This window comes from Streptomyces lavendulae subsp. lavendulae, assembly GCF_002803845.1.
Taxonomy (GTDB): Bacteria; Actinomycetota; Actinomycetes; order Streptomycetales; family Streptomycetaceae; genus Streptomyces; species Streptomyces lavendulae.
The window spans coordinates 8558817-8575298 of sequence record NZ_CP024985.1; the positions used below are offsets into that span (position 1 = coordinate 8558817).

Annotated in this window: 10 protein-coding genes; 8 read left to right on the forward strand and 2 right to left on the reverse strand. The window is 71.3% G+C overall.

What is annotated here, in order from left to right:
- The first annotated feature begins 1 nt into the window (after position 1).
- From SLAV_RS38830 to SLAV_RS38865, 8 genes are read left to right on the forward strand one after another with little or no spacing between them, the layout of a single operon-like run.
- On the forward strand, positions 2-1270 hold the full coding sequence (locus SLAV_RS38830; protein ID WP_030239996.1) for a condensation domain-containing protein: 1269 nt from the start codon (positions 2-4) through the stop codon (positions 1268-1270).
- A gap of 55 nt (positions 1271-1325) precedes the next feature.
- Positions 1326-8897 carry a non-ribosomal peptide synthetase gene (locus tag SLAV_RS38835; RefSeq protein ID WP_051841441.1) on the forward strand — a complete coding sequence of 2524 codons (7572 nt, stop codon included), beginning with the start codon at positions 1326-1328 and terminating at the stop codon, positions 8895-8897.
- A 5-nt stretch (positions 8898-8902) separates the two neighbouring features.
- Positions 8903-10303 (forward strand): FAD-binding oxidoreductase, encoded by a 1401-nt coding sequence (locus tag SLAV_RS38840; protein WP_037688838.1) that lies wholly within the window; start codon positions 8903-8905, stop codon positions 10301-10303.
- A gap of 2 nt (positions 10304-10305) precedes the next feature.
- On the forward strand, positions 10306-11343 hold the full coding sequence (locus SLAV_RS38845) for an amino acid--tRNA ligase-related protein (protein WP_063760376.1): 1038 nt from the start codon (positions 10306-10308) through the stop codon (positions 11341-11343).
- 17 nt (positions 11344-11360) lie between these two features.
- Positions 11361-12638 carry an MFS transporter gene (locus SLAV_RS38850; protein WP_030239987.1) on the forward strand — a complete coding sequence of 426 codons (1278 nt, stop codon included), beginning with the start codon at positions 11361-11363 and terminating at the stop codon, positions 12636-12638.
- A complete protein-coding gene (locus tag SLAV_RS38855) occupies positions 12635-13765 on the forward strand; it encodes a cytochrome P450 family protein (RefSeq protein WP_030239984.1) in 1131 nt (376 codons plus the stop codon). Before SLAV_RS38850 ends, SLAV_RS38855 begins: the two co-directional genes overlap by 4 nt.
- 41 nt (positions 13766-13806) lie before the next feature.
- Positions 13807-14535, forward strand: coding sequence for a thioesterase II family protein (locus tag SLAV_RS38860; RefSeq protein WP_030239982.1), 729 nt, complete (start codon positions 13807-13809; stop codon positions 14533-14535).
- Positions 14532-15362 (forward strand): SDR family oxidoreductase, encoded by an 831-nt coding sequence (locus tag SLAV_RS38865; RefSeq protein WP_030239980.1) that lies wholly within the window; start codon positions 14532-14534, stop codon positions 15360-15362. Before SLAV_RS38860 ends, SLAV_RS38865 begins: the two co-directional genes overlap by 4 nt.
- 288 nt (positions 15363-15650) lie before the next feature.
- On the opposite strand, the gene SLAV_RS43470 is transcribed toward SLAV_RS38865, so the two are convergent.
- Both SLAV_RS43470 and SLAV_RS38875 read right to left on the reverse strand, forming a co-directional pair.
- Positions 15651-15854: a hypothetical protein gene (locus SLAV_RS43470; protein WP_341869043.1), complete on the reverse strand. Its 204-nt coding sequence runs from the start codon at positions 15852-15854 to the stop codon at positions 15651-15653.
- A 250-nt stretch (positions 15855-16104) separates the two neighbouring features.
- Complete coding sequence (locus SLAV_RS38875; RefSeq protein WP_030239978.1) at positions 16105-16425, reverse strand: hypothetical protein; 321 nt, start codon at positions 16423-16425, stop codon at positions 16105-16107.
- Positions 16426-16482: the final 57 nt, after the last annotated feature.

Genomic DNA, 16482 nt, shown 5'->3' on the forward strand with positions numbered 1-16482 from the left:
CATGGACCCCATCCTGCCCCTCTCCGACATGCAGCAGTCCATGCTCGTCCACGAGGCGCTCGGCGACCGGCCCATGTATGCCATGCCGCTCTGCTTCCGCATCACCGGGGAGCTCGACACCGGACGGCTGGAGCAGGCCCTGCACCACGTCATCCGGCGCCACCCCGTGCTGTGCGCCACCTACGACGACGCCCATGCCGTACCGCTCCCGTCGACCGCACCACTGCCGGCGCTGCGCACGGCGACGGACGGCAGCGGCGGCCCCGGCGACGCGCACATGCCGGCAGAGCTCGCCGAGCTCTGGGAGGTCCCCTTCGACCTGTACGAGGAGCCACCCGTGCGTGCGGGTGTCATATCCCGCTCCGCCACGGAGCACTGGTTCGCCCTGGCCGTGCACCATGTGGCGGGCGACAGCTGGTCCCTGTCCCTGATGGTGCGGGAGATCGGTCTCGCCTACGCCGCGCTGGCACGGGGCGGCCCGGCCGGGCCCGCCGACGAGGCTTCGGGCTTCTTCGCCGACGCCGCGGCCGAACAGGACCGCGACCACGACCGCGACAACGCCTGGTGGCGTGGCCGGCTGGCGGGCGTACAGCCGCAGCCCTACCCGCGCCGCACCCCGCCCTGCGAAGATGAACGCGGAGCGTTCCTGGCGCTGCCCCTGGGCCTCGGCGCCGCAGAGACCCAGGGCATCCGCGGACTCGCCCGTTCGACCCGGGTCTCCCCGGCCGTGGTGCTGTTCACCGCAGTGAGCGCCGCCGTGGCCGCAGGCGGCCCGCCGTACGACACCACCGTCGGCATGCCCGCCGCGCGGCGCGACACCGAGGAACTCCAGGCCGCCATGGGTCCGCTCCTCAACACCCTGCCAGTACGTACCACTTGGACCGACCCGATGTCCCCGGCGGCCGTGGTGCTCCGCCACGCCGAGGCGATCGAAGAGAGCCTGGCGCACAAGGAGCTGCCGTACTCGCGGATCCTGCGCGCAGCCGGAATCCAGCGGCTCCCCGGCGGCGACCCGCTCTTCCTCCACCTCGTCAACATCGACACCGAGGTCCCGCGGCTGCCGCTGCCGGGCCTGCGGACTTCGACGGTGCCGATCCCGCCGCGCTGGGCCAATTTCCCGGCCCTGTGGGAATTCGGCTGGGGGAGCGTCGGCAACATCCACGGCACCCTGCGGGCCTCGGCCGACGCCTTCACCGAGGCGGACGCGCAGCACCTTCGGCAGGGCTTCCAAAGCACCCTGCGTCGGCTTCTCGACGCCGACCGCACCTGATCCAAGACCGCACCAGCACACGCTTTTCGCACCGTTCGCGACGAAGGGGATTCCTGTGTCTTCCTCAGCCTCCACGGGCTCCGCGCCCCGCACCCCGCGGGAAGAGATCCTGTGCGGCCTGTTCGCCGAGCTCCTGGGGGTACCGAGGATCGGCGTCGACGGAAACTTCTTCGAGGAGGGCGGCGACTCGCTCCTGGCGATGCGGCTGATCAGCCGCATCCGGGCCGTCTTCGGAACCCGCATCCACATCCGCAAGCTGTTCGAGAGCCCCACCGTCGCCGGTCTGGCCCGAACCCTGGAACAGGCCGACCAGCCCACCACCGCAGCCCCGACCACCGTGGCCCTGCAGGACGTGGTGGTCCCCGACCGGATCCCGCTGTCGCCCGCCCAGCGGCGGCTGTGGCTCGTCGCCCAGGTCGAAGGCCCCAACCCTCGCTACAACATGCCGCTGGGCGTCCGCCTGCACGGCCCGGTCGACCCTGCGGCCCTGGAAGCGGCCCTCGCCGACGTGGTGACCCGCCACGAACCCCTGCGGACTGTCTTCCCCGAGGACGACGGCATCCCGTACCAGCGGGTGCTGGACCCCGCCGACGCCCATGCGGCTCTCACCACAGCCGCCGTCCGCCGCGAGGACCTGGACCGGACCCTGTCGGAGGCGGCCGTCAGCCTCTCCTTCGACATCACCACCGATGCCCCGCTGCGTGCCTGGCTCTTCACCACCGAGGAGTCCGGCGGCACCGAGCACGTGCTGCTGATCCTCATGCACCACATCGCCGGCGACGGCTGGTCCCTGCGCCCCCTGCTGCGCGACCTGGCCGAGGCCTACGAGGCTCGCCTGGCCGGAGCAGAACCCGGTTTCACGCCCCTCGCCGTACGCTACGCGCAGTACAGCGTGCAGCAGCACGACGTCGCCGCCACCGCGGCCACCGACGGATCCGGTGCGGACGCCACGCCCGACGCCCAGCTGGAGTTCTGGCGCCAGGCCCTCGCCGGCGCCCCGGAGCAGCTGCCGTTGCCCTTCGACCGGCCACGCCCCGCCACCCGCTCGTTCCGCGGCGCAGGCGTCGACTTCGCCATCGACGCCGACCTCCACGCCCGGCTCGCCGGCTTGGCCCGAGCAACCGGCAGCACCCTGTTCATGGTGCTCCAGGCAGCCCTGGCCACCGTGCTCACCCGGTACGGCGCCGGAGAGGACATCCCCATCGGCACCCCGGTCGCGGGCCGCGCCGAAGAGAGCCTCGACGACGTGGTCGGCTTCTTCGTCAACACCCTGGTGCTGCGCACCGACACCTCCGGGGACCCGGCGTTCACCGCGCTGCTCGACCGGGTGAGAGCCGGCGCCCTCGCCGCGTACGCCCACCAGGACGTGCTCTTCGACCGGGTGGTCGAGGCCCTCAACCCCGAGCGCTCGCTCGCCTGGAGCCCCCTGTTCCAGGTGTCCCTCGCGTTCAACGGCAGCGCCGTTGCCGCCGGCGACCTGCCCTCCCTGCCCGGCGCCCGCATTCACGAGGTCCCGACCTCCGTCTCCAAGTTCGAGCTGGGCTTCAACATCCGCGAGCTGGAGGCGGCCGAAGGCGAACCCCAGGGCCTTGCCGGCTTCGCCGAGTTCGCCACCGACCTGTTCGACCGGTCCACCGTGGAGCGGCTCGTCGCCTCGCTGCTGCGGGTGCTGGAGCAGCTGCCCGATGGCTCCGGCCTGCGCCTGAGCGAGCTCGAACTGCTGCCTGCGGGCACCCCTGACTCCCTGCCCGAGCGGGGCGTCGGCGCCCCTACCGCCCCCGCCGCACCCTCGGTACCGGAGCTGTTCGCCCGCCAGGCCGCAGCGACCCCGGAGGCGGTCGCCCTGGTCTGCGGGCAGCGTGAGGTCACCTACCGCGAACTCGACGCGCGGGCCGACGCCCTGGCCGCCCGGCTCGTCGGCCAGGACGGGATCGCTGCGGAAGCCCCCGTGGCGATCCTGATGGACCGCTCCGTGGAACTCGTCGTTGCCGAATTGGCCGTACTGAAGGCCGGCGCGGCCTACGTGCCCCTCGACCGCCGCTACCCGCCCTCGCGGATCGAGGCGATCACCGCCGCGACCGGGGCCCGGTTCCTGCTGACCGACCGCGGCGATGTGGCCGCCCTCGGCCTCGACCCCCGCATCCGCGTGGTCCGCGCCGACGCCGCCGACGGACCGGTCCCCGTCCTGGACGGGCCCCTTCCGCCGGTGACCGCGCACCCCGACCGGCTCGCGTACATCATGTTCACCTCCGGCTCCACCGGTACGCCCAAGGGCGTCATGGCCACCCACGCCGGCATCACCGCGCTCGCCGCCGACAGCGCCTTCGCCGCAGCAGCCCACCGGCGGGTCCTGCTCCACTCCTCACCGGCCTTCGACGCCGCCACCTACGAGCTGTGGGTGCCACTGCTGAACGGTGGCTGCTGCGTCCTCGCGCCCCCTGGGGACCTCGACACCGAAACGCTCGCCGCCGCCCTCACCGGCCACCGGGTGGAAGCCGCCTGGCTCACCGCCGCCCTCTTCCACCACATGGTGGAAGCGGCCCCCGACGCCCTCGGCTCGCTCAAGGAGATCTGGGCGGGCGGCGAGGCAGTCTCCGCCACTGCCGTACGCCGGCTCCGCGACGCTCACCCCGGCGTACGGGTCGTCAACGGCTACGGCCCCACCGAGACCACCACCTTCGCCACCCGGTTCGCGGTACCCGCCGACGGCCCCGTCCCCGAACCGCTGCCCATCGGCGGCCCGCTCGACGGCATGCGCGCCATGGTCCTCGACCCCCGCCTGAAGCCGGCACCCCACGGCGCGACCGGCGAACTGTACCTGGCGGGGCCCGGGGTCGCCCGCGGCTACCTCGGCATGCCCGCGGCCACCGCCGAGCGGTTCGTCGCCGACCCCTACGGCCCGCCCGGCAGCCGCATGTACCGCACCGGTGACCTCGCCCGCTGGAACACTGCCGGAGAACTCGAATGCGTAGGACGGACCGACGACCAGGTCAAGATCCGCGGCCTGCGCATCGAACCCGGTGAGGTACGGGCCGTACTGGCCGAGCACCCCTCGGTCGCCGAAGCCGCCGCCGTCGTCCGCGAGGACCGCCCCGGGGACAAGCGCCTCGTCGCCTACGTAGTCCCCGCCGAACGCGGCCGGAGCGTGGACCCCGCCGCCCTCACCGACCTCGCCCGGCGCACCCTGCCGGACTACATGGTGCCCTCGTCCGTCATCGTGCTGGACTCCCTCCCGCTCACCGTCAACGGCAAGCTCGACCGCAAGGCCCTGCCCGCCCCGCATGCCGCCACCGCCTCCGCGGGCGCTCCCCGCACCGCCCGCGAAGAAATCCTGTGCGCGCTGTTCGCCGAGGTCCTGGACCTTTCCCGGGTCGGTGCCGACGACGACTTCTTCGGCCTCGGCGGCCACTCCATGCTCGCCATGCGACTGGTCTCCCGCGCCCGCACGGCGCTCGGGGTCCGCATCAGCATCGGCGACCTCTTCCAGGCGCCCACCGCATCCGCGCTGGCCGCGCTCCTCGCCGCGGACGACGGCACCACCACCCCCGCCGGCCCCCCGACGGCCGTCGCGGACCGGCCGGAGCACATCCCGCTGTCGTACGCACAGCAGCGGCTGTGGTTCCTCGGCCAGGTCGACGGCCCCAGCCCCACGTACAACATCCCCCTCGCGCTGCGGCTCACCGGCCGTGTCGACGCCTCCGCACTGCGGGCTGCGCTGGGTGACGTACTCGGCCGCCACGAGGCACTGCGGACCCTTTTCCCCGCACCCGACGGCGAGCCCCACCAGCTGATTCTGCCCGCCGGGCAGGCCGAGCCCTCCCTGGTCGAACTCCGGGTGCCCGCAGCCGCGCTCGACGAAGAGGTCGCCCGAGCCGCCCGCCACAGCTTCGACGTGACCACCGAGATCCCGCTGCGCGCCTGGCTGTTCGAGGCTGCCGGCACCGATGGGCAAGAGGGCACGGGCGAGTACGTGCTGCTCATCCTGCTCCACCACATCGCCGGCGACGGCCTGTCGATGCGCCCGCTCCTGCGCGACCTCACCCTCGCCTATGAGGCCCGGCTGGCCGGCGCCGCCCCCGCGTTCACCCTCCTGCCCGTCCAGTACGCCGACTACGCCCTGTGGCAGCGGCGCACCCAGGAGGGGCCGGGCCGCGAGGCCCACGAGCGCTCGCTCGCCCACTGGCGCCGGGCCCTGGACGGGCTGCCCCCGCAAATCGAGCTGCCGTGGGACCGCCCCCGCCCGGCCGTCGCCGGACACCTCGGTGCCACCGTCGAGCTCGACCTGCCCGCGGAGCTCCACCAGCAGGTCCTGGATCTGGCCCGGACCACCGGATCCACTCTTTTCATGGTCCTGCAGGCCGCCGTCGCCGCCGTCCTGACCCGCTCGGGCGCCGGCGAGGACATCCCGCTCGGTACCGTCGTCGCCGGGCGCGCCGAGGAGAGCCTCGACGACGTGGTTGGGTTCTTCGTCAACACCCTCGTGCTGCGCACCGACACCTCCGGCAACCCTGGCTTCGCCGATCTGCTGGCACGGGTACGCGAAGCCGACCTGGCCGCGTACGCACACCAGGACGTCTCCTTCGACCGCCTGGTGGAAGAAGTCAACCCCGAGCGCTCGCTCGCCTGGCACCCGCTGTTCCAGGTACTGGTGGCCCTCGACGACGGATTCCTCGGAGGAGACCTCCGCTTCCCCGGCGCCCGTGTGCGTATGCAGCCCCTTGGCACCGACACCGCCAAGTTCGACCTGTCGGTGGACTTCGAGGACCGGCGCGACGGGACCGGCCGCCCGGCCGGGCTGCGGACCGTACTCGAATACGCCACGGAACTGTTCGACCACGCCACCGTCGTCGCACTCGGACAGCGCCTGGTCCGCCTGCTCGAGGCAGCCGTCGCCGACCCGCACCGCCCGATCGGCCAACTGGACCTGCTGTCCGCGCAGGAACGGCAGCGCCTGCTGACCGACTGGAACGGCCCCGCCGTCGCCGAGAGTCCCATCGACCTGCCCGCCCGCATCCGGACCCTGGCCGCCGAGCGGCCGGACGCGCCCGCCGTCTCCGACGCGCACGGCAGCAGCAGCTACGCCGAGCTCGCCCGCGATGCCGCCGCCGTGACGGCGGCCCTCGCCGCCGCAGGCGCGGGACCGGACGAGCTCACCGCGGTCCTGTCCGAACGCAGCCCATGGTTCGTCACCGCGGTGGTCGGCGCCCTGGGCACCGCGGGCGGCTACATGCCGCTCGATCCCGGCACGCCCGTTCGCCGCGCCGCCCAGATGCTCGCCGACGCCGAGGTGCGCTACCTGCTGGCCGCGCCCGCACTCGCCGATCGCGCCCGGGAGATCGCGGCCGCCTGCGCCGGAGCGCCGGTCACCGTGGTCCTGCCCGACATGGCGCCGGCCCCGGCCGCTGCCCCGGTCGCCGCCCCGGTCCCCTCTCCCGAGGCCATCGCCTACTCGGTGTTCACCTCCGGCTCCACCGGCCGCCCCAAGGGCGTACTGGTCCCCCACCGCGGACTCTCCAACCACCTGCGCGCGGTGATCGACCTCTACGGACTCGACGAGGCCGACACCATCGCCTTCAACGCCCCGCTGACCTTCGACGTCTCCATCTGGCAGACGCTCACCCTGCTCCTCGCCGGCGGCCGAGTACACGTCTTCGACGAGGACACCGCCCGCGACCCGCAGGCCATGGTCGAGGCGGTGGCGGCCCACGGAGTGACCGTCATCCAGATCGTGCCGGCCGTCCTGCGCGCCATCCTCGACCTGTGGGACGCCGACGACCGCACCGCCGAGCACTGCGCCGGGCTGCGCTGGATGCTCGTCCACGGAGAGGAACTCCCGCCGGACCTCGTCACCCGCTGGTACAAGCGGTTCCCCGACGTCCCGCTCGCCAACGTCTACGGTCCCGCCGAGTGCTCCGACGACGTGTCCATCTCGGTCATCCGTCCCGAATCCCTGCCCTCAGGCGGCCGCGCCCCCATCGGTCGGCTCCTGTGGAACACCCGGGCGTACGTACTGGACGCACGGCTGGAGACCGTCCCAGTCGGCGTCCCCGGTGAGCTGTACGTCGCCGGAGCCGGCCTCGCCCGCGGCTACGCGCAGCGGCCCGCGCTGACGGCGGAACGCTTCGTCGCCGACCCGTACGGGGAGCCGGGCACCCGCATGTACCGCACCGGCGACCTGGCTCGCTGGAACGCCGCCGGCGAACTGGAGTTCCTCGGCCGCGTCGACCACCAGACGAAGATCCGCGGCTTCCGCGTGGAGCCCGGCGAGGTCCAGGCAGTGATCGAGGCCCACGACACCGTGGGGCAGGCCGCCGTGCTCGTACGAGAGGACAGGCCCGGCGACAAGCGGCTCGTGGCCTACGTCGTGCCCGCCACCCCGGCCACCGGCGCCGATCCGGCGGCTGTGCGCGCCCACGTGGCGGCCGCCCTCCCCGAGTACATGGTCCCCTCCTCCTTCGTTGTCCTGGATGAGATGCCGCTCACCGTCAACGGCAAGCTCGACCGCAAGGCCCTTCCCACCCCGCAGACCGCTGTCACCACCTCGGCCGGCGCTCCGCGCACCCCGCGCGAGGAAGCCCTGTGCGCCCTGTTCGCCGAGGTGCTCGGGCTGCCCGAGGTCGGGGTCGACGACGACTTCTTCGCCCTCGGCGGCCACTCCATGCTCGCCATGCGGCTGGTGTCCCGGGTCCGCACGGAGCTCGGCACCCGCCTCGCCGTGAGCGACCTGTTCCGCCACCCCACCCCGGGCCGGCTCCTCGAAGCCCAGGGCGGCGAAGCATCCGACTACGAGGTCCTGCTGCCGCTGCACACCCCGGCCCGCGCCACGAACGGCGGTGAACGCCCGCTGTTCTGCGTGCACCCCGCCACCGGACTGGCATGGAGCTACGCGCCGCTCGCCCGGGACCTGCCCGAGGAACTGCCCGTGTACGGCATCCAGGCACCCGGACTCACCGCCGGCGCGCCCGTACCGGAGGACTTCGCCACGCTCATCGACCTGATCGCCCGGCAGATCCGCACCGTACAGCCCGAAGGCCCCTACCGGCTGCTCGGCTGGTCCCTGGGCGGCAACATCGCCCAGGCCCTTGCCGCCCGCTTCCGGGCGTCCGGCGACACGGTCGAACTGCTCGCGCTCGTCGACTCCTACCCCGGGCAGGCCTGGCCCTACCCGGACTACGCCGACGAGGCCCAGTGGGACGCGTACGCCCTGCTGGCCACCCTCGCCGGAGAAGCCCTGGATCCGGCGGGCCACAGCGACGACTTCGGCAGCTGGCTCGCAGACCTGCACGAGGACGCCGCCGGCCGCCTGCCGATGCCGCGTGAGCAGTTCGACCGCATGGTCGACATCGGCGTCAACAGCAGCAGGCTCGCAGCCGCCTGGGACCCCGAGACCTTCGATGGTACGGCCCTGTTCTTCACCGCCACCGAGGGCCGCGACGCCGACGGCCCCACCCCCGAGACATGGCTGCCGCACGTCTCCCGGCTGGACACGATCCCGCTTGCCTGTGCCCACGAGGAGGCCATGGCGGACCAGCCTCGCGCGGTGATCGCACAGACCCTCATCGACTTCCTCGAAGCCGCCGCCCCCGCACCCAGGGGTACAGACGTAGACACGCAAGGAGCCAAGTGACACCCATGCACACGGAAACCCTTCCCACCTCCCTACCCGGCCACTGGCTGGCCCCTGAGGACCCCGGCTACGACGAGGCGCGCCGCATCTGGAACGGCATGCACGACAGGCGTCCGGCTCTCATCGCACGCTGTCGTGACACGGGCGAGGTCTCCCTGGCCCTGCGCCACGCGGCCGTGACGGGCCTGGACGTCACCGTCCGGGGCGGGGGCCACAACGTGGCCGGGACCGCGCTCGCGGACGGTGCCGTGCTGATCGACCTCGGCCCCCTGTCGGACGTCGAAGTGGACCCCGTTGCCGGGATCGCCCTGGCGGGGGGCGGAGCTCTGCTGCGCGACGTGGACGCCGCGACCACCCCGTACGGGCTGGCCTGCCCTGCGGGCGTCGTCTCGCACACCGGCCTGGGCGGGCTCGCCCTCGGCGGAGGATACGGCTGGCTCGCCCGCAAGTGGGGACTGACCTGCGACCACATCCTGGCCGCCGAGGTGGTCCTGGCCGACGGGACGGTCGTCGAGACCGACGAGGACAACCACCCCGAGCTGCTGTGGGCCCTCCGGGGCGGCGGCGGGAACTTCGGCATCGTCACGCGGTTCACGCTCCGGCTCAGGCCGGTGGGCCCGGTGCACCACCATGTCGGTGTCTACCCGCTGGACCAGGCCGTGCAGGCGCTGGCCGCCTACCGCGGGTTCGCCGAGCGGCAAGGGCCCGACCTGCACGCCGTCGGATGCCTGAAGTTCGCCGGCGACCAGGAGTGGATCCCCGTCGCACTACGCGGTGAGCGCGCCCTCTTCCTGACGGCGACCTGGTTCGGTGACCCGGCCGAGGGGCCGTCCCGCACCGCTTCCCTGTTCGCTGACGTCCGGCCCGCGGCCGAACTCACCCGTCTGTTGTCCTACGCGGAGCTCCAGGCCCTTGGCGATCACGGTGAGCCGCACGGCAACCGGTACTTCACCAAGTCCTGCTACCTCGCCGAGCTCTCCCCGAAGGAAGCGGAGGAGTTCGCGGGGATCGCGCTCGACATGCCCTCCCGCCTGTCCTCCGTCGACTTCGAGTACCTCCGCGGAGCGATCACCGACGTTCCCGACGAGGAATCGGCCTTCCCCAGCCGGGAAGCCCCGTACATCTGCACGGTCTCCTCACAGTGGACCGACCCGGGCCAGGACGCCGTGAACACGGACTGGCCGCGCCGCGCCATCGAGCGCCTCGCTCCCCTCAGCACCGGCGGGGCGTACGTGAACTACCTCCAAGACGAGCACGCCGGCCGGGTGCGCGAGGTGTACGGCGCGGCCCGCCACGCCCGCCTCGCGGCGGTGAAGAACACCTACGACCCCGGCAACGTGTTGCACCGCAATCAGAACATCCCGCCGACGGCGGACGAACAGCACAACCGCAGCAAGGAGTCCTGAACATGTCGATCCTGCAGCCGCCGTCCATCCACGGCAGCAACGAGCCGGACGCTTTCGTGCGCGCACTGCGCTCTCCGTGGTACGCCCTGGTCGCCGATCTGTTCCACACCGTGCGCACCGCGACCGCCGACTACGCGAACGGCAGGGGCCTGCGCAACCTTCCCTTCCCGCTGACCACCCGGACCGTCACCTGCCCCACGGCTCTCGGCAGCGACTCCGAGCCGGTCCCCGTCTCCGTCCTCGGCGTCGACACCTATCTGCCCGACTCCATGCAGTTCGCGCTCGAGTACGGCTGCCGACTTGCCCCCGGCGGCTGCTGGGACATCCAGCCCTCCTACCGGGGCGAGACGCCCGACGAAACCCACCTGAACCAGTACACGCACAGCGAGGCCGAGATACCCGGCGGCCTTGAGGAGATGACCGACTACGTCGACGGCTACGTGAAGGCCCTCGCCGCCGCCGTCCTGGACCAGCACGGCGATCGTCTGGCCACCGCCCGCGGCAACGTCTCCCACCTGGAACGCATGGCCGGCCACGGCGCCCCGTTCGAGCAGCTCACCTTCGCCGAGGCCGTCCGCATCGTCGGTGACACCGAAGGGTGCGTACACGACGCGGGTACCTGGCGAAGCCTCACCCGCAAGGGCGAGCGGCTGCTGATGGAACGGGTCAGCGAGTTCGTGTGGGTGCACCACTTCGACTCCCTGGCGGTTCCGTTCTACCAGGCCTTCGGGGACGAGAACGGGCAGACCGCCCGAAACGCCGACCTGTTCTTCGGCCTGGGCGAGATCGTGGGGGGCGGAGAGCGTCACTCTGACGTGGAACTCCTGCGGAAGTCCATGGTCATGCACGATGTCAACGAGCAGGAGTACGCCTGGTACGTGAGCATGCGCGAGCAGTTCCCCATGCGTACTGCGGGATTCGGCATGGGCGTGGAGCGCTTCCTGATGTGGGTGCTCGGCCACGGCGACATCCGCGATATCCCCCTGATCGACCGGATCGGCGAGACCCCTGCCTTCCCGGCCGCGGTGATCCGTCCCTAACGGCACAAGATAGGTTCATGAACACGACATTGCGTGGCTCGGTGCTGCGAATACGGGACTACCGGCTCCTGTGGTTCGGTGAGACCGCCAGGACGCTCGGAAACAGCGTGACCTCCGTGACCCTGCCGTTGATCGCGGTCACGGTGCTGGACACAGGTGCCACGGCGGTGGGCGCCCTGGCGGCTGTGGTCTGGTTGCCCTGGTTGCTGATCGGCCTGCCGGTAGGCGCCTGGGTGGACCGCATGCGCCGACGCCCCGTGATGATCGTCTGCAACACGGTGTCCGCGGTGCTCTGCGCCAGTGTCCCGCTCGCGGCCTGGCTGGACGCCCTGACCTTCGCGCAGCTGCTGATCGTCGCGCTGGCCCTGGGCACCAGCGCGGTGTTCTTCAACACCGCCAACCACGCCTACCTGCCCACCGTCCTGACGGAGGGAGATCTGCTCGAAGGCAACTCCAAGCTTCAGGCGAGTGAGTCGGCGACCAACGTGGCGGGCCCCGGACTCGCCGGCCTGATCACCCAGTTCATCGGTGCGGTCGCCGGACTGCTCCTCGACGCGTTCACCTTTCTGGTCTCCACGCTGTGTCTCACCTCGATCCGGGCCACGGAGCCGCCGCCGGCGCCTGATGCCCCGGCGGAGAGCCTGCGGAGCAGGATCGGTGAGGGGCTGCGGTTCGTCCTCCGTGACCGCTATCTGCGTCCCATGGTCATATACGGCGCCCTGGTCAACCTGGCCCTGATGGGCTACCAGGCGGTCCAAGTGGTCTTCCTGGTACGCACGGTGGGGGTCAACTCCGCCACCGTCGGAATGCTGCTGACCTCCGGGAGCATCGGCGGCATCGTGGGGGCCGTCGTCGCCGAAGCCGTCGGACGCCGCTTCGGCACCGGTCGCGGCATGCTGCTGATGCAACTCCTCACCTGCCCCTTCGCGCTGCTGATGCCCCTGGCCACCGAAGGGGCCGGCCTGGTCCTCTACGCGGGCGGAGCGTTCGTGATCGGCGTCGGGATTACGTCGTGCAACGTCGTCCTCGGCAGCTTCCGCCAGACGTACTGCCCGCCCGGGCTGCTGGGACGTGTCGTGGCCACCACCATGGTGCTCAATCACAGCACCATCCCCCTCGGCTCGCTGCTCGGCGGATTCATCGGCGACGCACTCGGGCCGCGCGCCGCCATGTGGATCATGACGGGACTCCTGGCACCCTGCTGGGTCATCCTGGCCTTCGGTCCGATGAGGCGGCAGCGCGACCTCCCCACCAGCCATCGGTCCGCCGGTATCCCAGAGAAGGACAGAACGTGACGACAGACGACACCTCCACCGCTTCCACGGTCCAGTACTACGACGAACTCGGATGCTGGGTGGTGTGGGGCCGGCAGGCGGCCCAGGCCGCTCTGGAGGACCCCCACCTCTCCTCGGAGACCCTTGAGGCTGCCAATCTCAGCTACCTGCCAACCGACATGCACGAGGAGTGCTCGCATCTCATCGAGACGATGCGCCGGTGGTTCGTCCTGCTCGACGGCAGCCGGCACACCACCGCCCGCCGTGCGGTCCAGCCGCTCTTCTCCCCGCGCCGCATCCGCAGGCTGGAGGAGACCATCGAGGTCATCGTCGACGAGGAACTCGACGCGTACGCAGCCTCGGAGAGTCACGACGCCGTTGCCGAACTCGCCGACCGGATCTCGGCCCGGACCATCGGCCTGCTGCTCGGCCTGCCCGGGAGCGACCACCTGAGCCTGCACCGCTGGGCCAAGGCGCTCACGGACTTCCTCGGCACTTCCTACCGCCGGGACTGCGCCGTCGGCGCCCAGGACGCGCTCCGGGAGATGGGGGAGTTCATCAAGAACGCCCCCGACGAGGACAGCATCTGGAGCCGGGCCAGCGGCAGCGAATGGGACCGTCTGGCTACCTCCTCCATGGTGATGTTCGGGGGGCTCGAGACCACGGTCGGCCTGATCGGCTTCTCCCTCTGGCACATGCTGGGCAACGGCCTGGCCCCCCGGATCGCCGCAGCGGACACTGACGAAGCGGCGAAGGAAGTGGTCGAGCGGGCCCTGGAGGTCTATGCACCGCTCGGCCACGTCGCCCGCATCGCCACGTCCACCACTGAACTGGGCGGCAGGACCGTCATGGAGGGAGACCTCGTACTGGTGTCCCTCACCGGCCGTGACCTCTTCGACACACCGCAGCTGCCGACCGCCCCCACCACGCATCACCAGGGAGCGGACCGTTCCGACCACGTCGCCTTCGGTTTCGGCATGCACTACTGCGTCGGAGCTCCCCTCGCCCGGATCACGGTCGCCCAGCTCCTCACCGGGTTTGCCAGGCGGTTCCCCGACGCGACGGTGAAGGAGGTCGCCTGGCGCAAGAACCGGACCTTCCGCGGATTCGACCGTCTGGTGCTCGACCTCGACGGCGCCTCCCGGTAGCAGCCGCCCCCTCCCCACCCGGACCCCAAGCAGAGGTACCCATGCAATCCATCGAGCCCACCGTCCTGGTCTGTCTCCCGTTCGCCGGAGCCGGAGCTTCCTTCTTCCGCAAGTGGCAGCCTCTCGCCGCTGATGGTCTGCGCATAGCCGCCGTCCAGCTGCCCGGCCGCGAGGAACGGTTCCTCGACGAGACCCACACCGACGCCTCCTCGGCGATGGACGAGGCCTGGGCGTGGCTGGAGCCCCAGCTGGACGGCGCGGAGCGCATCGTGGTCTTCGGCCACAGCCTCGGCGCAGTCCTCGCGTACGAACTGGCGCACCGGATCGGCGACCTGGGCGGGCTGCCGGTGGAGCGGCTCGTGGTCAGCGGATCGGCGGGCCCGTGGAAGCCCCGGGCCCGCCGTGCCACCGGGCTGAGCGACGAGCAGTTCCTGACCCGCGTGCAGGGCTTCGCCGGATACACGCACCAAGCCATGCAGGACGAAGAGATGCTCGAACTGCTGGTCCCGTTGCTCCGAGCCGACGTGGAGATGCATGAGAACTACCGCCCCTCGTACCAGGACCCCCTGAACGCGCCCATCACGGCGCTGCGCGGCGCCGACGACGATCTGGTCAGTGCAATGGAATGTGCCCAGTGGGTGGAGGCCACGACCGGCGGCTTCGTCAGCACCGAGCTCCCGGGCGGCCACATGTATCTCACCGAGAGCGCGGGGGACGTGCTCCGGATCGTCACCGAGGCCCTCCTGGAAGGTCCGGTGACGGCACGATGACCGGCCGCCTGGCAGGCAGGACCGCCTTGATCACCGGCGCGGCACGCGGCCTCGGCCGCGCCACGGCCGTTGCCTTCGCGAGGGAGGGAGCCGACCTGATCCTTCTCGACGTGGCGTCCGACCTGGCCGGCGTCCCGTATCCACTCGGCTCGGCCAGTCAGCTGGACCACACGGCAGCGCTGTGCAGGGAAGCCGGAGCGGCCGTGCTGGTGGCTGAGGCCGATGTCCGGCACAGTACCGAGGTCGAGGCCGCGGTCCGTACCGCGCTCGACCGGTTCGGACAGATCGACGTGCTGGTCAACAACGCGGGAATCGCCGCACCGTCGGGACGCCCCGTCCACGAGATCGACGAGCCGGAATGGCAGCTGATGCTGGATGTGGACCTGACGGGCGCGTGGCGGTTGATCCGCGCCGTCGGCGGCCACATGGTCCGCCAGAAATCGGGCAGCATCATCAACATAGCCTCCACCGCCGGCCTGGTCGGATACCGCCACTTCGCGGGGTATGTTGCCGCCAAGCACGGCCTGGTGGGTCTGACGAAGGCGGCAGCCCTGGACTATGCCCCGCACAAGGTGCGGGTCAACGCCGTCTGCCCGGGCTCGGTCCGGGACGACGATCACGCCGAAGGGCGCATGCTGGCCGAGATCGCACGCTCCCTCGACGTACCGGTCGCGGAACACGAGGAGATCTTCGTCGGTTCCCAGCCGATGAACGCCCTGATGGAACCGGAGGACGTCGCCTCGGCCGCTCTGTGGCTGGCCGCGGACGAATCTCGCCGCGTCACCGGCAGTGTGGTGACAGTGGACGGGGGCTTCACCGCCTACTGAGTCCGAGATGGGTGAGGTAGGCACGGGGCCAGGTGCCGGTGTGGTGGGTCAAGCGGTGGCGCGGGGGCCTGGCGGGCTTGGGGCTGGGGCGGTGGGCTGGTGTTTTCTCTGGTTTGCCGAGTTTGCTCCTTCCCACAGGGGCTGGTCGAGCAGGTCTATGGAGTGGCTGATTCGCTGTAGGAGCAGGCGGGCGGCGTCAGCGGTGCGTCCCTGGTGCGCGCCGCGCAGTTGAAGCTGACGTTTGACGTCCGACGGGCAGCATTCAGCAGCTCGGGCGCGAGGGTCCCGTCACGCCATGCAGTGATGAGATCCAGGTCGTGGACCAGGAAGTGGAGTTGCACGTCGTCTATGGAGTCTGTCCACAGGGGCTCGGTGGGCTTCGGCGACGAGTTCGGGGTGGTGGTCGAAGCCTGGCCACGGAAGGACGGGGTGGTCGTTCTTCTCGCCGAACTGCCGGACCTGGTCGATGTCGCCCAGGGCTGCGTGCGGCAGTGACTCGTTCGTCCAGGATCACAGCCGGGACTGCTGGGCGAGGCGCTGCCGATCATGGCGAGCTGACCGGTGAGGAACACCTTTCCCTCACGTGACCAGCTGATCCGCGCGTCGTCCAGTGACCAGTCGTACTGCACGTCGCCCGACAGTCCGAGGCGTTCGACCATCAGGGGCCGGAGAGTGCTGCCACGCTCGCGGGCCGCGAGCACGACTCCCTCCCATACGGAGTGGTCGTGCTTCGAGCGGTCGTTCACTCTGCTCCGCTGCTGGGCAGCCTCTCGACCGTCAACCGGATCACGGTGCCCTCAGTGACCGGCAACGGGCCCTCGTGGTCACCCCGTGCGGCTCGCCGATTCAGCCAGGGGTGGAGCCGGTCCCACGCCTGCGCGGTCGCCGCCGCCCCCAGAACCTCCACGGGCAGGTCGGCCAAGGGGTGGGAAATGCGGGGCGCGCCATGGCCCGCGTCCAGCACGACCAGGATGGGCGGGTCGTCCACTCGCCACTGTCCGGCGTCCACCAGAAGGGCCAGGGCCCGGCGCAACAGGGCCATCTCGATCCTGCCCCGGATCATGGGAATGGTCGAGCATGAGGTTCAAGGAGACGCGTTCACGGTGGTGGCGGAGTTCCC